This is a genomic window from Massilia sp. S19_KUP03_FR1 (assembly GCF_036688685.1).
In the GTDB taxonomy this organism is placed as follows: domain Bacteria; phylum Pseudomonadota; class Gammaproteobacteria; order Burkholderiales; family Burkholderiaceae_D; genus JALYUM01.
Genome location: NZ_JAQQPS010000004.1, coordinates 295,840 through 316,207 on the forward strand (window position 1 = coordinate 295,840; position 20,368 = coordinate 316,207).

Below are 20,368 nucleotides of genomic sequence, written 5' to 3' on the forward strand. Positions count from 1 at the left end.
TAACGGAGACTGGCGATGGACATGAGTGTGTTTGATCTTTTCAAGATCGGTATCGGGCCGTCGAGTTCGCACACGGTGGGGCCGATGGTGGCGGCGCGCCGCTTCCTGCTCGAATGCGGCGAGGCTGCGCTGGCTGCGGCAAGCGGGGTGGAAGCGCACCTGTACGGCTCGCTTGCGCTGACCGGCATCGGCCATGCGACCGACAAGGCGGTCATTCTCGGCCTGATGGGCGAGACGCCGATGGATGTCGACCCGCTGACAGTCGACGACCGCCTGGCCGAAGTGGAACTCGATGGCGTCTTGAAATTGCTGGGTTTGAAAGAGATTTCGTTCACGGCACGCACCGGCCTGGTCTGGCACAAGGCGTCGAGCCTGCCTGAGCATCCGAACGGCATGAAGTTCGTCCTGCAACTGGCGGACGGCAGTGTCATCGAGCGCATCTTTTATTCGGTGGGCGGCGGCTTCATCACGGCCGCCGGCGACAGCCAGGTGCGCGCAGAAGCAGGCGGCACAAATGCAGTCGCGTACCCATTCGACACCATGCGCCATCTGCTCGACCACGGCCAGCGCACCGGCCTGTCCATCCCCGCCATGCTGCGCGCCAACGAATGCCAGCGCATGGAGAATACCGCCCTCGACGCCGGCATCGACCGCATCTGGGGCGTGATGCGCGATTGCATCGCACAGGGTCTGGTTACCGGGGGCCAATTGCCCGGTGGCCTGAATGTGAAACGCCGCGCGGCCAAGCTGTGGTCGCAGTCGCAGCAAACCCTGCACGTCGACAACCGCAGTAATGTCCTGCCGCACGATGCGGTGCACCAGGTCAGCCTGTATGCGATGGCGGTCAATGAAGAGAATGCCGCCGGTGGCCGCGTGGTCACGGCGCCGACGAATGGCGCGGCCGGTATTATTCCCGCGGTCTTGCGCTACTACGCCGAGGATTGTCGCCCGAGCGACCCGGTGCGTGGCATCCGCGAATTCCTGTTGACGGCAGCCGCAATCGGCATGCTGTGCAAAAAAAACGCCTCGATTTCGGGTGCCGAAATCGGTTGCCAGGGAGAAGTCGGCGTCGCCTGCGCGATGGCTGCCGCCGGCCTGGTGGCGGCGCTGGGTGGTAGCAACGAGCAAATCGAAAACGCCGCCGAGATCGGCATCGAGCACCACCTCGGCATGACCTGCGACCCGATTGGCGGCCTGGTCCAGATCCCCTGCATCGAGCGCAACGGCATGGGCGCCATCAAGGCCATCACGGCGGCCTCGCTGGCCTTGAAAGGAGACGGCACCCATTTCGTCAGCCTCGACCAGGCCATCGAAACCATGCGCCAGACCGGCGCCGACATGCAAGTCAAATACAAGGAAACCTCCCTGGGCGGCCTCGCCATCCACGTCGTCACGGTCAACCACGCCGCTTGCTAAAAATCCATTACCCAACAATGAGGGTCAGAGTAGATTAAATGTGCAATTTTCCAAAGTTTCCAATCAATTCTACTCTGACCCTCATTGCGCTTTTCACGGGGCAATTGCTCGATAATTAGGGTCAGAGTCGATTTATTGAGCAAGACACAAAAATGCCAAATAATTCGACACTGACCCTACCGTGGCGTGGTGACGGATGGCAAGTCGGCAATATCGGGGCGGGGGCACTATAATTGGTGGTCGCCACCTGATTTTTACGGATTTGAACAGCATGCATTACGTGTCCACCCGCGCCACCAGCGCCTCCGCTTCCCGCAATCCCCAGGAATTTTCGAATATTTTGTTGGCGGGACTCGCGCCGGATGGCGGCCTGTATTTGCCAGCCGAGTATCCGCAGGTGTCCAGTGCCGAGCTCGATACGTGGCGCACGCTGTCGTATGCGGATCTGGCGTTTGAAATCCTGCGCAAGTTTGCCACCGATATTCCGGAGGCCGACCTGAAGATTCTGGTGAGCAAGACCTACACGCCGCAGGTGTATAAAAACGCCCGTGCCGGCGATGCCGCGGCCGACATCACGCCGCTGCGCGTGCTCGAAGAGGCGGATGGCAAGACCTTGATCTTGCAGGCGCTGTCGAACGGACCGACACTGGCCTTCAAGGACATGGCGATGCAGTTGCTGGGCAATCTGTTCGAGTACACGCTGGCCAAGGACGAGGCGCAGCTGAATATCTTTGGCGCGACCTCGGGCGACACCGGCAGTGCCGCCGAATATGCCATGCGCGGCAAGCGCGGCGTGAAGGTGTTCATGCTCTCGCCGCACAACAAGATGAGCCAGTTCCAGACCGCGCAGATGTTCAGTTTGCAGGACGCGAATATCTACAATATCGCCGTCGAAGGCGTGTTCGACGATTGCCAGGACATGGTGAAAGCCGTCTCGAACGACCTGGCCTTCAAGGCGCGCCACCGGATTGGCACCGTTAATTCGATCAACTGGGCCCGCGTCGTCGCCCAGGTGGTGTATTACTTCCGCGGCTACCTCGCCGCCACCAGCGATAACAGCCAGAAGGTGTCGTTCACGGTCCCGTCCGGGAATTTCGGCAATATCTGCGCCGGCCACATCGCGCGCATGATGGGTCTTCCAATCGACAAACTGGTCGCCGCCACCAATGAAAACGACGTGCTCGACGAATTCTTCCGCACCGGCGTCTACCGCGTGCGCAAGTCGGCCGAAACGTACCACACCAGCAGCCCGTCGATGGACATCTCGAAAGCGTCGAACTTCGAGCGCTTCATCTACGACCTGGTTGGCCGCGACGCCGCCCGTACCCACGCCCTGTTCACCAAGGTGGAAACGCACGGCGGCTTCGATCTGTCCGGCGCGCCCGGCAGCGATGGCGACGAATTCAAACTGGTGCGAAAGTATGGCTTCCAGTCGGGACGCTCGACGCACCAGGACCGCCTCGCCACCATCCGCGACGTCGAAGACGATTACGGCATCACGATCGATCCGCACACCGCCGACGGCATCAAGGTCGCGCGCGAGCACCAGGTCGCCGGCGTGCCGATGATCGTGCTGGAAACCGCGCTGGCGGCGAAATTCAACGAGATCATCCTCGATGCGCTGGGCATGGACGCGGTCCGCCCGGCCGGCTTCGAAAACATCGAAGCGCTGCCACAAAAATTCATCGTGATGGGCGCCGATGTCGCCGCTATGAAGTCGTACATCGCGAAAAATACGGCGCTCTGAGAATGACAGCTGCCCCTTACCGTAAACCCATGCTGACCGTGCGCGCGGCACTCGACCATCTGCTGGCCGCGGTGCGTCCGCTGACGGCGACGGAATCGATCGCGACGCTGTCCGCCAATGGCCGCGTCCTCGCAGCAGCGCAGGCGGCCACGATCAACGTGCCATCCGCCGACAACACCCAGATGGATGGCTACGCCGTGCGCGCCGCCGACTGCGCCAGCGGCGACGCGGTACTCAAGGTCACCCAGCGCATCCCGGCCGGCCACGTCGGCCAGCCGCTGGCGGCCGGTACCGCCGCGCGTATCTTCACCGGCGCAATGATTCCAGAAGGCGCCGATGCGGTCGTCATGCAGGAACAGTGCGAAGCGGGCGAGGGCGTCGTCACCGTGCGCCATGCGCCACAAGCCGGCGAATGGATCCGCCGCAGCGGCGAAGATATCCACGCCGGCGCCACCATCCTCAGCGCCGGCACGCGCCTGCGCGCCCAGGAACTCGGCCTGGCAGCATCGGTCGGCCTGGCGAGCCTGCCGGTGGTGCGCCGCGTGCGCGTCGCCGTCTTCTTCACCGGCGACGAATTGACGATGCCGGGCGAAGCACCCGGCGGCCAGCTGGCGCCCGGCGCCATCTACAACTCGAACCGTTTTACTTTGCGCGCACTGCTGGAAAACCTTGGCTGTGAGATCACCGACTACGGCATTGTGCCGGACACGCTGGACGCCACCCGCGCCACCTTGCGCCTGGCCGCCCAGGAGCACGACCTGATTGTGACCTCGGGCGGCGTGTCGGTCGGCGAAGAAGACCATATCAAACCGGCCGTCGAAGCAGAAGGGCGGCTCGACATGTGGCAGATCGCCGTGAAACCCGGCAAGCCGCTCGCCTTCGGTGAAGTCCAGCAGGCCTTCTTCCTCGGCCTGCCCGGCAATCCGGTCTCGAGCTTCGTGACCTTTTTGTTGTTCGTGCGCCCGTTCATCCTGCGCCTGCAAGGTGTCGCCGGCGCCGTGGAACCGCGCGCCTACACGATGCGCGCCGATTTCGACTGGCCCAAAGGCGACCGCCGCAATGAATTCCTGCGCGCCCACATCAACGACGCCGGCGGCCTGGCACTGTTCCCGAACCAGGGTTCCGGCGTGCTCACGTCCACCGTCTGGGGCGACGGCTTGATCGACAACCCGCCGGGGCAGGCGATCGCCTGCGGCGATATGGTGCGGTTCATTTCCTTTGTCGACCTCCAACACTGACCCCATCATGCAAATCAACCTACGATTTTTCGCCAGCGTGCGCGAGCTGCTCGGCACCGCAAACGAAGCACTCACCGTCGCCGGCGATGTCACTACCGTTGGTGCCGTGCGCACCTTGCTGGCCGCGCGCGGCGGCGCCTGGGCCGAGGCACTGGGGGAGGGGCGCGCACTGCGCATGGCCTTCAACCAGGTGATGTGCCCGGCCACCACGCCGCTGCAGGAGGGCTGCGAAGTGGCCTTCTTCCCACCGGTGACCGGCGGCTAGTCGAGCGCGCGCGCTACCCATCCTGCGATGCCGGGAAGGGTCTGAAAATCGGCCACCGAGCGACACGCAATGTGCGGATGGCGCGCCTGCAGCATGCGCGCCAATGCAGCGCCGGGTCCAAGTTCCAGCGCCACCGTGATGCCAGCTTCCGAACACGCGTCCATGCACGCGCTCCATTCGATCGTCTCGGCCAGCTGGCGCGACAGCCGGTCGATGGCAACCTCACGGCGCAGCACCCGGCCCGCGTCGATACCCGCCAATACGGGGACCCGCGGCGCCGTCAATGTCGACTGTTCCAGCAGCGCGCCAAAAGGGGCGACGGCAGCCTGCATCAGCGCCGTGTGCGACGCCACGCCCACCGGCAGGCGTTGGATGCGTGCGCCAGGCCAACGGTCGGACATGGCGTCGAGCCGGGCCAGTACCCCCCCGACGATACAAGTGTCATGGCCCGTCACAATGGCCACCCCCGCACCCACCTGTCCGACGTCGACGCCGCTGACTGCAGCCAGGCCTTGCGCGACGCCGGCGGCGGCGGCATCCATCAATGCCGCGCGCGCGCGGGCAAGGCCCACCGCTTGTTCCAACGGCAGCGCACCCGCAACGCCATACGCGGCGAGCTCGCCGACGCTGTAGCCGGTTATCAGCGCCGGCGCCGGCAACGTATCCCGCAGCGCCAGCCACATCGCCAGCGTGGCGGCCACGATGGCCGGCTGTGCCACGCGGTTGTCAAACAGCGCTTGTGGATCGTCCGGCAGCGCACAGTGTTCCAGAAAAGCGCGCGCGCCTGCGTGAGCGCGGGCCAGGTCGAACATGTGCGCGTGCTGGCCACCCTGGCCAGGACAGAGCAACAGCAGGCGCCCGCTCACGGCGCCCCGCGCGTGCAGGCGCTATGCACGAAGCAGGTTGCGGCCAGCAGATCGGCCGCGCCACCGGGCGACAGGCGCGCGCCGATGAAGTTATGGTGCAGCGCGACGGCGCGCTCCATCCAGTCCGCCTGCGCGGTGCCGCCGGCATCGACGAATGCGCGCGCGCCTGCGCGGACCGTGCGCGCGCCCGCCAGGCCCCCGCGATGGACGACATTCGTGTCGTCGATCTGCGCCATCAGCGCGAACAGCGCATCCACACGGGCATGGCGCATGCTGCGACCGGCTGCCAGCGTGGCCTGCAGCGCAGGCACGCCGACGTCAAAGACGGACGGCAAGCCGAGCGCGCCTTCTTCGCGGGCGCCACGGGCGCCGTGTGCGTGCCCGGCCAGCGCTTCACCCCAGCAGATCAGCAAGACGGCGCGCAAGGCCGCCGGTGTCATCTGCAAGCCCTGGCTTGATGCGCGCCCGACCGCGGCGCACAGCAAACCGAGGCTGAAGATGGCGCCGCGGTGGGTGTTGATGCCGCTGGTGGCAAGCATCATGCGCCGTTCGGCGTCGATGCCGAGTGTGCGCAGGCGGGCAAAAGGTGCATCGTCGCGGCCAGCCTGGAACACGTGGCCAAAATAATGCCGCAAGGTGAACAGACTGCGCATGAAGGTGGCGGCCTGCATGTCGCTGTGGCTGCCGTTGTCGACCAGCGATACAAGGCCCGGCTTCGGGTACAGCACCAGTTCCGCATACAGGCTGCCGACAGCGATGCGCGCGATGTCCGCCGCCAGCGCCGTGTCGACGGGCGTGTCCGTGCGCATCATGCTGGCAGCGAACTGAAAAGCTGGGCCGGATCGGCCAGGCGCACCGTGTGCAAGGATTTCACCAGCACGCGAGCATGGTCGCGCCGCGCCGCGATCCACTCCTTCCAGGCCACTGCGTCGCCCGACGGGAACACGATCTCGCCGTCCAGCGGCAGCACCTGCGCGTGTTCTTCCAGCAGCGCCACGGCGGCGGCAAACTCACTGCGAGTCGTGGGCCGCGCCAGCAGGTCGATGTCGGAACCGGCGCGCAGGTAGGGTAAACCGGTGATGCTGGCCATGGCGAGCGAGCCGTAGACGCGCACGTCGAGCGCTTCAGCGGCACGCTGCAGCGCCACCAGGCCAGCCAGCCACTGTGGTGGTGCAGCGGCGATGGCGTCCGCCAGCGTCAGCGGCGGCGCGCTGCGCGCGATGTGTCTTGCGTCGACGACCAGCGCCACGCGCTGGCGTTCCGGCAGCGGTATGCCGAGGCAGACGGCGTCGGCACCGACACCCGCGTCACGGCGCCGCACGATCGCGGGCCAGTCCTGTTTTCGCCATTCGGTCAGCGCCGGCGCGGTGTCCCAGCCGGCCGGCGTCAGCCAGACCAGGTCATGGCGCGAGAACATCTTGTCCCGCCACGATCGCGTCGACCACGCGCTGCGCCAGACCGCGCCCGCCGCGCGCCAGGCCGAGCGCACTGCGCACGTCGCCGTAGCTGGTCAGCTGCAGCGCTTCCTCCAGGGCCACGCCGAGGTCGCCGCGCCAGATTGCCTGAATGCCGCCCATGCGCAGGTAGTTCTCCGGCCCCGGCGCAAACACCGGATTGTCGACAGCCAGTTCGGTCAGGCGTTCTTCCGGCACCTTGGTGATGCGTGCCATGGCCGGCAGGCCCATGACCCGGATGGTGGCATCCGGCAGAGCGTAGCAGGCATCTGCCATCAGGCCGCTGGTAATGAAGCCGCCCGACAGCGCCTGATCGTACACCAGGGCCATGATGCGGTGCCCGCTGCGGCGCGCCAGTTCAACGCATTTGCCCAGGTGCGCCATATAGCCGTTGATACCCAACATTTCATCGCGGTGGCGCAGGCGCTGGCCTTGGGTGTCGACCAGGATCAGGATCGGCCGACCGGGATGTTCGCGCACTGTCTGTAAAATGAAGCGCGCCTGCGCCAGCGCGGTTTCGACGCCTATCGGGACATGGCCGGTGGTGCCGACCACGGCCACCGTCGCGCCTGCCGCCGTGCCTTCGCCAGTCAATACCTGGTGCGATTCCGTGATGTTTGCGCCTTGCGGGAACAGCGCTGCCGTCAGTGTTTGCCAGTCCATCAGCGTGCTCCCAGTCGTACCGCGTCGACACGTTCGACAAACACGTCCGCTTCCAGCAACGGCAGGTCTTCCGGATCGGTCACGCCGATCGCCCGCCACAGTTCCATTGGTTCGCGTACGTGGCCGAAGCGTTCGTACCGATCCGTCAATAAGGCCTGCTCCGCTTCGAGCGCGGCCAGGGTCAGCGGCACCGGCCTGGTGGATGCCGCATCGATCTGCGCCAGCGCCGCGGCGCGAAACGCGTCGACCGAATCGGCCACCAGCGCCTGCACCTCGCCAAGCAAATATCGATGCTTGCCGCCGGTGGTGCGCCACACCAGCGCCCGATCGCGCGCATCGAATTCCTCCACCCCGGACGCGGTCTCGATCACCTCGGGGCCGGACATGGCAAGCCGGCCTTCTTCCGACATGACGATCGCATTCGTGCAGCGCGCCACGATGCCCATGCCGCCGAAGCAGCCATTCGATCCGCCGACCAAGGCGATGACCGGGATGCCGGCTGCGCGCACATCGAGCACGGCGCGCATCACTTCGGACACCGCAATCAGGCCGGCGTTCGCTTCATGCAGACGCACGCCGCCGGTTTCGAGCAGCAGCAGGACGGCAGCCGGCGCGTCGAGGATGGCGCGGCGCAGCATGCCGACCAGTTTGGCGCCGTGCACTTCGCCGACCGCGCCACCCATGAAGCCGCCTTCCTGCGCAGCGACGAACACCTGGCGCCCGTCCAGCTGCGCGCGGCCGACCGCGACGCCATCGTCAAACGCCACCGGCGCGTTCAACTGGCCCAGGTGGGGGCTGACCACGCGCGCCGAGGGCGGCAAAAATTCCTGGAAACTGCCAGGGTCGAACAGGCGCTGCAGGCGTTCGCGCGCGGTCGCTTCGAGATAGCTGCTCATCGCCCCTCCAGCATGGTTTCCACCGCCTGGTCCAGGCGCAGACTGACCACGGCGGGCGTCGCGCCCATGTCGTTGATCGCGATGCGAGTGTCCATTAACTGCCAGCGCGCCTGAAAGTCAGTCATGACCGCCTGCCAGATCGCGCCGAATCCCTCCGCCGCGGTGGCAACGGTGATGCTGCAGTCGCCGTTCAATGGCGCCGCTTCGATCAGCACCTCCAGGTTGCCGGAGCCGACCACGCCGACCACCTCGGCCTGGCGCACCAGCGGGCGCGTGCCGCCCTTGAAAACATACGTCAAATGTTCCATCGCTTTGATCTCACCAGTTCCTGAAGCGCTTCGGCGGCGCATACAGGCCGCCCGACGCACGTACCAGGTCTTTCATGTTTTTTGCTGCCAGCAGGTCGCGCGTGGCCAGCCGCTTGTCGATGCCGAGGTCTTCGGCGCGCCGGATCACACCGCGCGCGCGCAGCGCTTCCACCATCGGCTTGTCGCGCGCCAGCCCCACCGGCGTGTAGCCGGCCACACCCCGGATCGCCTGTTCGCGCTCCTGCGGACTGCGGCACAGCAGCAGGTTGGCGATGCCTTCTTCGGTCAGGATGTGCGTCACGTCGTCGCCGTAGATCATCACGGGCGGGATGTCGAAGCCAGCCTGCTCGGCCAGTTCCCACGCATCGAGCTTGTCGACGAAGGCCGGCTGCATGTGCTCGCGGAAGGTCTCGACGATCTGCACCACCAGCTTCTGGCCGCGCGGGATCGTGTCGATGCCGGCGCGCGCTTCGCGCCCGGCTTTCAGCCATGCCGGACTGGCGTGGCGCCGCCCGCGGGCGTCGGCGCCCATGTTCGGCGCGCCGCCGAAGCCGGCAATGCGGCCCAGCGTCGCGGTCGATGAATTACCCTGCAAATCGATCTGCAGGGTCGAGCCGATGAACATGTCGCAGGCGTAGTGGCCAGCCGCCTGGCACATGGCGCGGTTGCTGCGCATACTGCCGTCGGGCCCCACCGAAAACACGTCGGGGCGCGCGCGGATATAGTCTTCCATGCCGAGCTCCGAGCCGAACGAATACACCGATTCGGCAAACCCTGCTTCGATGGCGGGAATCAGGGCCGGATGCGGATTCAAGGCCCAGTGGCGCGCAATCTTGCCCTTCAAACCCAGCTGCGCCGCGTAGGTCGGCAGCAGCAGTTCGATGGCGGCCGTGTCGAAGCCGATGCCGTGGTTCAGGCGCTCGACCGCGTACTCGGCGTAGATGCCCTTGATGGCCATCATCGCCATCAGCACCTGGATGTCCGAGATTTGCGCCGGGTCGCGCGTGAACAGCGGCTCGATGTAGTACGGCTGCGGCGACTGCACCACGAAATCGACCCAGTCACCCGGGATGTCCACGCGCGGCAGCGTGTCGACGATGTTGTTGACCTGGACGATCACGATACCGTTTTTAAAAGCGGTCGCTTCGACGATGGCCGGCGTGTCTTCCGTGTTCGGGCCGGTGTACAGGTTGCCGTGACGGTCCGCCGCTTCGGCTGCCACCAGGCAGACGCGTGGCGGCAGGTCCATCATGTAGCGGCCGAACAGCTCGAGGTAGGTGTGAATGGCGCCGATGTGCAGCTGACCGGTGGACACCAGCTTGGCCACGCGCCCGGCTTGCGGCCCGCTGAACGAAAAGTCCAGTTTCGCGGCCACGCCGCGCTCGAACACGTCGAGGTGTTCGGGCAGGGCCAGCACCGACTGCAGCATGTGCAGGTCGTGGATCCGGGCCGGGTCGAGGTTGGCCAGCGCGCGCGCCAGAAAATCGGCTTGCTTCTGGTTGTTCCCTTCGAGGCAAACCCGGTCGCCGCTTTCGAGCGCAGCGTACAGCAGGTCGTCGACACGCCCGGCATCGACGACCTTGCCCTGCAAGCCGCTGCCAAGTAGCGCACCAACCCGGGCCAGGCGCGCGGCGCGGTTCACTTGCAGCGTGTTCCAGACTTTCATTACTTGGCCCCCATCAGCATGTCCGGCAAGGCCGTCGCGATCGACGGGAACAGGCACAGCAGAATCACGGCGATGAACATCAACCCGACGAATGGCATCACGCCCCAGATAACGTCCTTGAGCGGGATGTCGGGCGCGATGTTTTTAATGACGAAGATGTTCAGTCCCACCGGCGGGTGGATCAGGCCCATCTCCATCACAATGGTCATGGCGATACCGAACCAGATCAGATCGAAACCAGCAGCCTTCAGCGGCGGCAGGATGATCGGCGCCGTCATCAGGATGATCGACACCGGCGGCAGGAAGAAGCCAAACACGATGACCATGCCAAGGATCACCGCCAGCAGCAGCCAGCGCGACAAATGCATGTCGACGACGAACTGCGCTGCCGACTGGCTGATGTGCAGGTAGCTCATCACGTACGAGTAGAACAGCGACATCCCGATGATCAGCAAGAGCATGGTCGACTCCTTGATCGTCGAAGACAGGATCGGCGCCAGATCTTTCGGGCGCCAGACGCCATATACGACGGCGATCAGCACCAGCGCCAGCAGCGAGCCCAGGCCGGCCGTCTCGGATGGCGTGGCAAAGCCGCCGTACAGCGCAACCATCACGCCGATCAGCAGAATCAGGAAGGGCAGCACGCGCGGCAGCATTTCGACTTTCTGGCCGAGCGTGAAGTGTTCAGTGTCGAGGTAAGCCGACTTGACGCCGCCTCCTTCATACACCGTTTTCGCCATTGCATACTCTTTGCGGGCGCGGTAGACGGCGTAGCCCGCAAACAGGCCGACCAGCAGCACGCCGGGGCCGATCCCGGCCAGGAACAGGCGTCCCAGCGATTGTTCGGCGGCCACCGCGTACAGGATCATGGTGATCGACGGCGGCAGCAGGATGCCGAGCGTGCCACCGGCGGCGATGATGCCGGCCGCGAAACCGGGAGAGTAGCCACGCTTGCGCATTTCGGGAATGCCGGCCGAGCCGATGGCCGAGCAGGTGGCGGGCGACGAACCGGCCATGGCTGCGAACAGGGCGCAGGCAAACACGTTGGCGATGCCAAGACCGCCCGGCACCTTGTGCAGCCAGGCGTGGATGGCGCCATACAGATCGCGCCCAGCCGGCGACTTGCCGATGGCCGACCCTTTCAGGATGAACAGGGGAATCGACAGCAGCGTGATCGACGCCATCTCTTCATACACGTTCTGGGTGATCGTGTCGAGCGAGGTCGATGGCATGAAAAAGAACATGAAGCCGGTCGCCACGACGCCCAGGGCGAAGGCGATCGGCATCCCGGAAAACATGACAATCAGGGTGACGATCCCGTACAGGGCGCCTAAAGTAAGATCGCTCATGCCGGATTCCTCAAAGTACCACGCACGCCAACGAAGTGGGTAAGAACCTGCACCAGGATTTGCAGCGCCAGGATGCTCATCCCGGCCGCCATCATCCCGTACGGTATCCACAAGGGCGGGCCGAAGGTCGACGAGGTGGTCTGGCCGTCGACCCAGGCTTCATGGAACAGCGACCAGGATTTCCAGGAGAAGAAGGCGCAGAAGGCGAACGAGATGACGTCCACCATGAACAGCCGCACCGCATTCACACGCGGCGACAGCAGGGAACTCAAGGCTTCGATACCGATATGACCGCGCTGTCCTTGCACCCAGGCCGTGCAGAAGAAGGTCACGCCGACCAGCAGAAACACGGAGGCTTCATCCTGCCAGTCGGTGGGCGACTTGAAAAAATAGCGCGACACCACCGAATACGTCAGGATCAGGGCGGTCAGGATCAGTGCCCCCATCGACAGACGCATGAGGAAGGTATTGAAGCGCGCCAGCGCGACCGTCACGCCGGCCAGTGCCGCATTGTCGGGCAAGGCCAGCGACTTGGCTGGTTCGAGATCGAAGCCGTGGCTCACAGCGTTTTCTCCGCCAGGGCGAGCAGCTTGGCGCAGCTTGGACTGCGGCCGGCGTAGTCTTTCCACGCGGTGGCGCGGGCGATGGTCTGCCACTTTTTCAGCGCGGCCGGGTTCAGGTCGACCACCTTGGCGTTGACCTTCTGATACACGGCAGCGACGGCGGCATCGTCTTCCTGCGCCGATTTGCGGGCGAAGGTTTCGAGTTCCGCGCCGACGGCCATGATGGCGGCCTGCTGGTCTTTCGGCAGCTTGTCGAAGATCGGTTTCGAGATCATCAAGGGTTCCAGCATGAACCAGTACGCGCCGGCGCGGCCGGTGGTCAGGGCTTTCGAGACTTCCTCGAGACGGAACGAAATGAGCGAAGTCGACGACGTCAGGGCCGCATCCATCGCGCCGGTTTGCATGGCGGCGTAGATTTCATTGGATGGCAGGTTGATGACGGCAGCGCCGGCTTCCTTGAGCATCAGGTCCATTTCACGCGAACCGCCACGCACCTTCAGGCCCTTGGCATCTTCCGGATCGACGATGGGCTTGGAGCGCGAGGCCACGCCACCGGCTTGCCAGATCCAGCTGACGATGATGATGCCTTTTTCAGCCAATATGCGGGCCAACTCTTTCCCCACTTCGGCGTTCTTCCAGCCGTAGCTCTGGTCGTAGGAGGTCACCAGGCCAGGCATCAGGCCGATGTTCACTTCGGGCACTTCACCGCCGGCGTAGGACAGCGGCACCAGCGACAGGTCGAGCGCACCCTTGCGCATACTGGAGAACTGGGCATTCGTCTTCATCAGCGAGGAGCCGGGATAGATCGAGAATTTCAGTGCGCCCTTGGTGCGTTTTTCAACTTCGGCGGCGAACATGCGGCACAGGCGGTCGCGGAAGTCGCCTTCTGCCATATTGCCGCCGGGGAATTGGTGCGAGATTTTGAGCGTGGTGCCTTGGGCCCAGGCGGACGCCTGGAGCCAGAGTGGGGTGGTCGCGAGTGCTTTCACCAAGGTCCTGCGTGTCATGACGGACATGTACGTCTCCAAGTAATTGTCAACCGAACTATCGGATATTCATCTAACGTCGAATCGTGCTGGTATGCATCGTCCGATTTTGTGTATACAAGAATAAACTTTAAAAATACGTTGTCAAGCACTGAGCAGCTTTTATAATGAAAAACTGTCTACCCGAGTTATGCAAAAACCAAGATGAAAAGTCGTTCCGAAACCCTGCGCGACGCGATCGAAGAAATGATTGCGGTTGGTATCTACGCGCCGGGTCAGCATCTCGACGAGACCGATCTTGCTGCACGCTTTGGCGTGTCGCGTACGCCCATCCGCGAGACCCTGATCGGACTCGCATCGCGCGGGCTGGTGGTGATCCGCCCGCGCCGCGGCGCGGTGGTGGCCGAGTTCGGGCCGCAGCAACTGGTCGAGATGTTTGAAGTGATGTCGGAGCTGGAAGCGAGCTGCAGCCGGCTGGCCGCGCGGCGCATGACGGCGCTGGACCAGGCGGCGCTGGTGGCCGCCCATGCCGCCTGCAATGCCGCGCGCGATGCGGTTGACGAAGACGAGTATTACTACAAGAACGAGGCCTTCCACGAAGCCATTTATACAGGCAGTCATAACCAGTTCCTGATCGAGCAGACGCGCGCCTTGTACCGACGCCTGCGGCCGTATCGGCGCTTGCAGCTGCGCGTGCGCGACCGGATCGCGAATTCGTATGCGGAGCACGATGCAGTCGTCGCGGCCATCCTCAACGGCGACGGCGAGACTGCGGCAAAGCTCACGCGCGAGCACGTGATGATCCAGGGGCAGCGGTTTGCGGATTTGATGGCGTCGTTGCCGCAGTTAAGAGCCACGCCGCGCGAAGGCGCAGAACCGAGGCATGCAAGCGCGAGTCACCAGGCGACGTGACGTTGGCGGCTCGATTCGGGTTCCCGCCTGCGCGATGGCAGTTGCGCAAAACGATATAAATGATTTGCAAGATGGCGACAATTTAAAGCGTCATCTCCGCCAAGGCCATCAAACGGGCGCAGTTTGCATTCTTGCTCGCATAATCTACCCACGCCGTCTCGCGCGCGATCGCCTGCCATTTCTTCAAGCTGGCTGGATTCAGGTCGACAATGCGCGCATTTGCACGCTGGTAGACGGCCGCCACCGCCGCATCGTCTTCCTGTGCTGCGCGCAGCGCGAAGGCTTCGACCTGCGCGCCGGCGGCCATCACGGCAGCCTGCTGTTCGCGCGTCAGCTTGTCGTAGACCGCCTTCGACATCAGCAGCGGCTCGAACATGAACCAGTAGGCGCCGCCGCGCGCTGTGGTGAGCGATTTCGATACATCGTGCAGCGCGAACGACATCAGCGACGTCGACGATGTCAGTGCCGCGTCGAGCGCACCGCTGCGCATCGCCGCATGGATATCGTTCGACGGCAGGTCGACCACTGTCGCACCGGCGGCCTGCAGCACCACGTTCATCAGGTGCGAGCCGCCGCGCACGCGCAGGCCTTTCACATCGTCCGGCTCGACCACCGCACGGCTGCGCGAGGCCATGCCGCCGGCCTGCCAGATCCAGCTGACGACCACGATCCCATTCTCGAACAGGATGCGGGTGAGCTCCTTGCCAACCGGCGCATTTTTCCAGCCATAGCCTTGCGCGTAGGACGTCACCAGCCCCGGCATCAGGCCGATGTCCACTTCGGGCAGCTCCGGGCCGCCATACGACAGCGGCACCAGCGCCAGGTCGAGCGCGCCGCGCCGCAGCGCGCCGAACTGGGCCGGCGCTTTGGAAAGCTCGGCACCCGGATAGATGGAAAAGCGCAGGGTGCCGCGCGTGCGCCGCTCGACATCGGCGGCAAACTTGCGGCACAGGCGGTCGCGGAAGTCGCCCTCGGCCACGTTACCACGCGGGAATTGGTGGGAAATTTTAAGGCTGGTCGACTGGGCCCAGGCGCCCTGTTGCAACCAGAGTGGGCTGGTGGCGAGCGCCCCCAGCACAGTCCTGCGTGTGGTCAACGACATGCACATCCTCCAAGATGTTGATCGATCGCTTGTGGCAGCTCGCGGCACATCGTCTCCCTCTACGGGGAGGAGGTCGTGCGCTATTGATCGAGCCGTCGTCCCACTATATACAAAGCATTATACAAATCAACAACTAAAAAACGTGCGTGCCATATCGACTACAAGCCCTGTAAATAAGCGCGCAGCATGGTATTGACCCGTTGCGGCTGGTCGAACATCACGAAGTGCCGTGCATCCGGCACCGGCAGCACCTGCAGGTGGGGGGCACCGGCCAGCAGGGATTGGTACCAGGCCGCTTTTGCCTCTGGCGTGGCGCGCCCATACATTGGGTTCTGGTCGAACCATGGCGCCAGCACCAGGACAGGCGCCGTGATCTGCCCGAGGCCCGGGCGCAGGTCGAGGGCGAGGAGCTCGGCCATGTAGACGCCGGTGGCGGCCGGGTCGCTGCGTGCGCTCAGCAGCGCCAACTGGTCGGCCTGGGCCATGTCGCGCACCCCGATGGTGCGCATATAGGCTTGTTGCTGGCTGGCGAACAGGGCGGGATCGACCGCGGCCATGCGCGCCTTCATGTTCGCGGCCATGGCGGCGCGCTCGGCCGGTGGCATCGCTTCGGTGCCCGGAAAGACCGGCAAGCCATCGATGGCAACGACGCCGCCGACCGCCTGCGGCGCGGCCTCGGCCACGGCAAAGGCCAGGGTCGCCCCGAGGCTGTGGCCGATCAACACCGGCCGGTCGAGCTTGCGCGCCTTGATCAGTTCGAGCAGGCCTGCGCGGGCGGCGTCGAGGCCGGCGCCCGGCGGGAACGCTCGGCCATCGAAACCGGGCAGGGTGACGACATACAGCGTGTAATCGGGCGCCAGGTCGCGCAGCACGCTTTGCCAGGCCCAGGCGCCGCTGGCAAGGCCCGGTACCAGGATCAAGGGCCGGCCCTTGTTGCCGTGGCGTTCAACTGACAGCACCCCGCTGTCGAAGCGTTCGACCGGTGCGATGGTGGCGGCGTAGCGGTTGGCGACGGGTTGAGTGGCAAAAGCGGGCGTGGCGAGGGCAAGCAGGGCAGCAAACAGCAAGGTGGTTTTCATGTTGGTTCCTGGTCGGGTGTGAAGATGGATTCGATGGATTGCTTGAAAAGCCGGGAGATCGTGAAGGCGAGCGGGAGGCTGGGGTCGTAACGACCGGTTTCGATCGCATTCACCGTCTGGCGCGACACGTTGAGCAGGTCGGCCAGGTGGGCCTGGCTCCAGCCGAGCTCGCCGCGCAGCTGACGGATGGTGTTGCTCATCGTTTCAGCACGCAGCGGGCGAGGCAGACGGTGGCCCAGGCGCCGCACATGATGATCCAGACGGCAAACATCGAGATTTTCGGGAAGCCGGCGGTTTCCAGAAAGCCGTATGAAAACGTGAAGGCAGCCGTCAGCGCGGCGGCCAGGGCCCACGTTTCGAGCAGGAATTGGCGCTGGTATTCATCGATGCCGCGCACATGCCGGGCAATCGCCCAGATGGCGCCGAGAAAGCCGAGCATGGGCGATGCCAGCATGGTCGTACGCAGCAGGCTGTCGGGCATCGGGCGAGCGAATTTGATCGAACACCCCAGCAAGACAATGTAGAGCACGAGCGACAGCATCATCTCGCGTTTGTAGCGTGAAACCACTTGTTTCTGATTCATTTGGCACCCCATGTAAAGTATGCTTTACATCGTATGGCAGTCGATTTCCGATGTCAAGCTACCTTTACATTTTTTCTCAAGGAGCTTCTCGACTACAATTGCGCTCCTTCATTTGCGCCTGCGCCCATGCCACCTTCCATTCCCTATCGTGTCGCCGTCATTGGCGGCGGCCCCGCCGGCCTGATGGCGGCCGAGACCCTCGCAGCGGCCGGCGTGCAGGTCGATCTGTATGACGCGATGGCGTCTGTCGGCCGCAAATTCCTGTTGGCGGGCAAGGGCGGCATGAATATCACGCACGCCGAGCCGTACCCCGAGTTCGTCCAGCGCTACGGCCAGCGCAGCAGCCAGGTGCAAGCTTGGCTCGAGGCGTTCGACCCCACGGCGCTGCGTGCCTGGATCCACGCCCTCGGCGTCGACACCTTTGTCGGCACCTCCGGCCGCGTCTTTCCGGCCGATATGAAGGCGGCGCCCTTGCTGCGGGCCTGGCTGGCCCGGCTGCGCGGCGCCGGTGTGCGCTTCCACATGCGCCATCGCTGGCTCGGCTGGCGCGGTGATGCGCTGCACTTTGCCACACCCGACGGCGCCGTCGACATTGCGTGCGATGCCGTGATCCTGGCGCTGGGCGGAGGAAGTTGGGCGCGGCTGGGCTCGGATGGCGCCTGGGTGCCGCTGCTGGCAGCACGCGGGGTGCAGGTGGCGCCGCTGCTGCCCTCGAACTGCGGCTTCGACACCGACTGGAGCAGCCATTTCAGCAGCCGTTTCGCCGGCGCGCCTTTGACGACCGTGGCGATCAGCTGGGTTGACGCGCGGGGCCTGCTGGTCAAGCGCCAGGGCCAGTGCATCGTGACCGCGAGCGGGATCGAAGGCAGCCTGATTTACGCCTTGTCGGGCCCGGTACGCGACCAGTTGCTGACACATGGCAGCGCCACCATCTGGCTCGACCTGCTGCCCGACCTCGACGGCGCGCGCGTGACAGCGGAAATCATGCGCGGCCGCGGCAGCCGCTCGATGGCGAGCCACCTGCAGAGCCGGCTCGGCATCAAGGGTGTTAAGGCGGGTTTGCTGCGCGAATGCCTGGGCGCCACGGCCTATGCCGATCCGGTGCAGTTGGCGCAGGCGCTCAAGCACTTGCCGGTGGTCTTGCAGCGCACGCGCCCGATTGACGAAGCCATCAGCAGCGCCGGCGGTGTCACCTTCGAAGCGATGTCAGGTGCAATGATCACCGCGCTGCCCGGCCTGTTTGTTGCTGGAGAAATGGTCGACTGGGAAGCGCCGACCGGTGGCTACCTGCTGACCGCCTGCTTCGCCAGCGGCCGCGCCGCCGCCACCGATGCACTGGACTGGCTGACACGAGGGTCAGAGTAGATTAAATCGGCAATTCTGAACAATTGCTCAATAATTCGACTCTGACCCTCATTGATTGCATGCGAGCGCGACGGCACCACCAACGAGGGTCAGAGTCGAATTATTCGGCAATTCACAAAATTGCCAATTAATTCGACTCTGACCCTAATTGATGGGTAATTGTTTGCAGGATAGGGTGGTTCAATCGCGGAAGGTGACGTCGCCGCTGCCGGTGCGGGCCACGCTTTGGACGCGCGGGCCGCCGCGCACCCGCACGTCGCCACTGCCGCTCATGTCGATTGCCACCGTTTCGCGCGCCAGGATCACGCTGTCGCCGGAACCGGTCTGGCGCAGCGTGACCGCGTCGGCGCGCAGGTGGCGGGCGTCGAGTTCACCCGACCCCTCTTTTTTGATGGCCAGCTTGTGGGTACTGCCCAGTGCCGTGATGTTGCCCGAGCTTTCCTGCAACAAGGTGACGTCGTCGCTGTTGCCGATGTTCAGTTCCAGGTCGCCGCTGCCGCGCAGCGCGGCATCCACGCGCTGGTAACGACCGTTGAAGCGAACGCTGCCCGAACCGCTCGCCATCAAACTGATGGCGTCGCCGGACAGGCCAGAAATCACGCTGTCACCACTGCCGTCGACGATCAGGCGAGACAGCGCCGGCAGCACCAGCACTGCCTGCAGCGGTTGCCGATGGCGCAACACCATGCCCTTGGTGCCGATATGCAGGACGTTTTCGTGCTGGAAGGAGTCGATGTTCGGCAGCAGGCGCTCCTCGCCCTTGACGGTCAGGGAGGCGGTGGTGCCATAGCGCAGGGTCAGGTCGATCGGACCGGACAGTTCGACCACTTCGATTCCGCGTGCCAGCACCCGCGTTTCGCTGGCCAGCGCCCGCCGCTCGGCCCGGCTGCCGGTTTGCACACCCTCGGCGCGCAGCATGCTGTAGGACACGCCGATCAGGATCAAGGCCAGTATCAGCAGGCTGAAGGCCACTTTAAAAAGAGAACGCATCAGTGCCCCCGCAGCAGCGACAAATTCATCTGCAAATAACGTTGCAGGCCAAGCAGCGTGTAGCGGGTGGCCACCAGCCCGAGCAGGAACAGGATGATGCCGCCCATAACCATCGCCAGGCCAAGCAGGGCCTGCGTGGTCCGTGACGATTCGTCCAGGTCGGTCGAAATGTGCAAGCCGCGTCCGGCCACGGCCTCCGCGCCGCGCACCACTCGCGGCGTGGCGGCCGGATCGCTGTCCGGCGTGTCGACCTCGCCGGCCACCTCAGGTGTTTTTTCCTGACCCACCTGGATGCCGGTTTCCGTGATCGAAATCCGGGTCCGGTTGGCGTCGTCGATGCCGAACGCACGCAGCGGCGCGCGCAACACCAGTTCGTTGGCGCCGGCCAGGCCGCTGGCGGTAATTGCGATACCGCTGACATACAAGGTCATGGCGCCGAGGTAGACACACAGCAGCAGCGCCCCGACCACCGCCGCCGGCGCTACCATAAACAGATTGAAAATGCCCAGGCCGAGCGCCGACAGCAGCGTGCGCAGCACGCCGGCCGGCCGGTTGAGGCCAGGTGCAAGGGGCGCAGGGCGCGCAATGGCCGCCTCGTGCGCGCTGGCGCGCAAGGTCATGGCGATGCGCGACGGCTCGTCCAGCTCGCGTGCAATGTCCTGCTCGCTGAGCCCGAGCGCGACGCCATCGACGAAACGCTGTTCGTAATAGGCCAGCGTCCGGGCCTGGAGCGCTGGCGGCAGGCCGGGCATGGCCCGTTTCAGGGCATCGAGAAAATCTGTTTTACCCATTTTGAATAGACTTTATGTGTACTGCGCCGTGTTCTGCGCGTGAGGCGGACTGGTTGCAACGATTCCACTGTATCGGGATGGTGACAAGCGTGCGGCGTCGACGCGACAGGCTGCACGAATTGCGGTTTG

At 64.6% G+C, this 20,368-nt stretch carries 22 protein-coding genes; 6 read left to right on the forward strand and 16 right to left on the reverse strand.

Going from position 1 to position 20,368, the window contains the following annotated elements; all coding sequences use genetic code 11:
- Window positions 1–15: 15 nt before the first annotated feature.
- From V6M87_RS06355 to moaD, 4 genes are all read left to right on the forward strand, one after another.
- On the forward strand, window positions 16–1,416 hold the full coding sequence (locus tag V6M87_RS06355; protein WP_332875750.1) for an L-serine ammonia-lyase: 1,401 nt from the start codon (window positions 16–18) through the stop codon (window positions 1,414–1,416).
- A 271-nt stretch (window positions 1,417–1,687) separates the two neighbouring features.
- On the forward strand, window positions 1,688–3,163 hold the full coding sequence (thrC, locus tag V6M87_RS06360) for a threonine synthase (protein WP_332875751.1): 1,476 nt from the start codon (window positions 1,688–1,690) through the stop codon (window positions 3,161–3,163).
- 29 nt (window positions 3,164–3,192) lie between these two features.
- A complete protein-coding gene (locus tag V6M87_RS06365) occupies window positions 3,193–4,401 on the forward strand; it encodes a molybdopterin molybdotransferase MoeA (protein WP_442920555.1) in 1,209 nt (402 codons plus the stop codon).
- 7 nt (window positions 4,402–4,408) lie between these two features.
- Entirely contained in the window at window positions 4,409–4,666 is a 258-nt protein-coding gene (moaD, locus tag V6M87_RS06370) for a molybdopterin converting factor subunit 1 (RefSeq protein ID WP_332875753.1), read from the forward strand.
- Here the strand turns inward: moaD and V6M87_RS06375 are convergent.
- The 10 genes from V6M87_RS06375 to dctP (V6M87_RS06420) are packed head-to-tail and all read right to left on the reverse strand — an operon-like array spanning window position 4,663 to window position 13,447.
- The gene (locus V6M87_RS06375; protein ID WP_332875754.1) at window positions 4,663–5,532 is read right to left on the reverse strand and encodes an ACP S-malonyltransferase; all 870 of its coding nucleotides are present in this window, start codon (window positions 5,530–5,532) and stop codon (window positions 4,663–4,665) included. The two genes, moaD and V6M87_RS06375, sit on opposite strands and share 4 nt — an antisense overlap.
- Window positions 5,529–6,344 carry a triphosphoribosyl-dephospho-CoA synthase MdcB gene (locus V6M87_RS06380; protein ID WP_332875755.1) on the reverse strand — a complete coding sequence of 272 codons (816 nt, stop codon included), beginning with the start codon at window positions 6,342–6,344 and terminating at the stop codon, window positions 5,529–5,531. The genes V6M87_RS06375 and V6M87_RS06380 overlap by 4 nt, the downstream gene beginning before the upstream one ends.
- Window positions 6,341–6,949, reverse strand: coding sequence for a malonate decarboxylase holo-[acyl-carrier-protein] synthase (gene mdcG / locus V6M87_RS06385; protein WP_332875756.1), 609 nt, complete (start codon window positions 6,947–6,949; stop codon window positions 6,341–6,343). Before mdcG ends, V6M87_RS06380 begins: the two co-directional genes overlap by 4 nt.
- Window positions 6,933–7,649 (reverse strand): biotin-independent malonate decarboxylase subunit gamma, encoded by a 717-nt coding sequence (locus tag V6M87_RS06390; protein ID WP_332875757.1) that lies wholly within the window; start codon window positions 7,647–7,649, stop codon window positions 6,933–6,935. The genes mdcG and V6M87_RS06390 overlap by 17 nt, the downstream gene beginning before the upstream one ends.
- Window positions 7,649–8,545: a biotin-independent malonate decarboxylase subunit beta gene (locus V6M87_RS06395; RefSeq protein WP_332875758.1), complete on the reverse strand. Its 897-nt coding sequence runs from the start codon at window positions 8,543–8,545 to the stop codon at window positions 7,649–7,651. The genes V6M87_RS06390 and V6M87_RS06395 overlap by 1 nt, the downstream gene beginning before the upstream one ends.
- Window positions 8,542–8,853, reverse strand: coding sequence for a malonate decarboxylase acyl carrier protein (mdcC, locus tag V6M87_RS06400; protein WP_332875759.1), 312 nt, complete (start codon window positions 8,851–8,853; stop codon window positions 8,542–8,544). Before mdcC ends, V6M87_RS06395 begins: the two co-directional genes overlap by 4 nt.
- A 10-nt stretch (window positions 8,854–8,863) precedes the next feature.
- On the reverse strand, window positions 8,864–10,519 hold the full coding sequence (mdcA, locus tag V6M87_RS06405; protein WP_332875760.1) for a malonate decarboxylase subunit alpha: 1,656 nt from the start codon (window positions 10,517–10,519) through the stop codon (window positions 8,864–8,866).
- Window positions 10,519–11,868: a TRAP transporter large permease gene (locus tag V6M87_RS06410; protein WP_332875761.1), complete on the reverse strand. Its 1,350-nt coding sequence runs from the start codon at window positions 11,866–11,868 to the stop codon at window positions 10,519–10,521. The genes mdcA and V6M87_RS06410 overlap by 1 nt, the downstream gene beginning before the upstream one ends.
- Window positions 11,865–12,431, reverse strand: a complete 567-nt coding sequence (locus V6M87_RS06415; protein ID WP_332875762.1) for a TRAP transporter small permease subunit — start codon at window positions 12,429–12,431, stop codon at window positions 11,865–11,867. Before V6M87_RS06415 ends, V6M87_RS06410 begins: the two co-directional genes overlap by 4 nt.
- Window positions 12,428–13,447, reverse strand: coding sequence for a TRAP transporter substrate-binding protein DctP (gene dctP / locus V6M87_RS06420; RefSeq protein ID WP_332875763.1), 1,020 nt, complete (start codon window positions 13,445–13,447; stop codon window positions 12,428–12,430). Before dctP (V6M87_RS06420) ends, V6M87_RS06415 begins: the two co-directional genes overlap by 4 nt.
- Window positions 13,448–13,621: 174 nt before the next feature.
- On the opposite strand from dctP (V6M87_RS06420), the gene V6M87_RS06425 reads away from it, so the two are divergent.
- Window positions 13,622–14,329 carry a GntR family transcriptional regulator gene (locus V6M87_RS06425; RefSeq protein ID WP_332875764.1) on the forward strand — a complete coding sequence of 236 codons (708 nt, stop codon included), beginning with the start codon at window positions 13,622–13,624 and terminating at the stop codon, window positions 14,327–14,329.
- An 82-nt stretch (window positions 14,330–14,411) separates the two neighbouring features.
- On the opposite strand, the gene dctP (V6M87_RS06430) is transcribed toward V6M87_RS06425, so the two are convergent.
- The 4 genes from dctP (V6M87_RS06430) to V6M87_RS06445 all read right to left on the reverse strand — a co-directional run bounded on the left by dctP (V6M87_RS06430) (window position 14,412) and on the right by V6M87_RS06445 (window position 17,093).
- The gene (dctP, locus tag V6M87_RS06430) at window positions 14,412–15,431 is read right to left on the reverse strand and encodes a TRAP transporter substrate-binding protein DctP (protein WP_332875765.1); all 1,020 of its coding nucleotides are present in this window, start codon (window positions 15,429–15,431) and stop codon (window positions 14,412–14,414) included.
- 158 nt (window positions 15,432–15,589) lie between these two features.
- A complete protein-coding gene (locus V6M87_RS06435) occupies window positions 15,590–16,510 on the reverse strand; it encodes an alpha/beta fold hydrolase (RefSeq protein WP_332875766.1) in 921 nt (306 codons plus the stop codon).
- Entirely contained in the window at window positions 16,507–16,710 is a 204-nt protein-coding gene (locus V6M87_RS06440) for a helix-turn-helix transcriptional regulator (RefSeq protein WP_332875767.1), read from the reverse strand. Before V6M87_RS06440 ends, V6M87_RS06435 begins: the two co-directional genes overlap by 4 nt.
- Window positions 16,707–17,093, reverse strand: coding sequence for a hypothetical protein (locus tag V6M87_RS06445; protein WP_332875768.1), 387 nt, complete (start codon window positions 17,091–17,093; stop codon window positions 16,707–16,709). Before V6M87_RS06445 ends, V6M87_RS06440 begins: the two co-directional genes overlap by 4 nt.
- Before the next feature lie 126 nt (window positions 17,094–17,219).
- Between V6M87_RS06445 and V6M87_RS06450 the strand changes: the two genes are divergently transcribed.
- On the forward strand, window positions 17,220–18,458 hold the full coding sequence (locus V6M87_RS06450) for a TIGR03862 family flavoprotein (RefSeq protein WP_332875769.1): 1,239 nt from the start codon (window positions 17,220–17,222) through the stop codon (window positions 18,456–18,458).
- 180 nt (window positions 18,459–18,638) lie between these two features.
- Here the strand turns inward: V6M87_RS06450 and V6M87_RS06455 are convergent, their stop codons facing one another.
- Window positions 18,639–19,448: a GIN domain-containing protein gene (locus V6M87_RS06455; protein WP_332875770.1), complete on the reverse strand. Its 810-nt coding sequence runs from the start codon at window positions 19,446–19,448 to the stop codon at window positions 18,639–18,641.
- A complete protein-coding gene (locus tag V6M87_RS06460; protein WP_332875771.1) occupies window positions 19,448–20,239 on the reverse strand; it encodes a DUF1700 domain-containing protein in 792 nt (263 codons plus the stop codon). The genes V6M87_RS06455 and V6M87_RS06460 overlap by 1 nt, the downstream gene beginning before the upstream one ends.
- Window positions 20,240–20,368 lie beyond the last annotated feature (129 nt).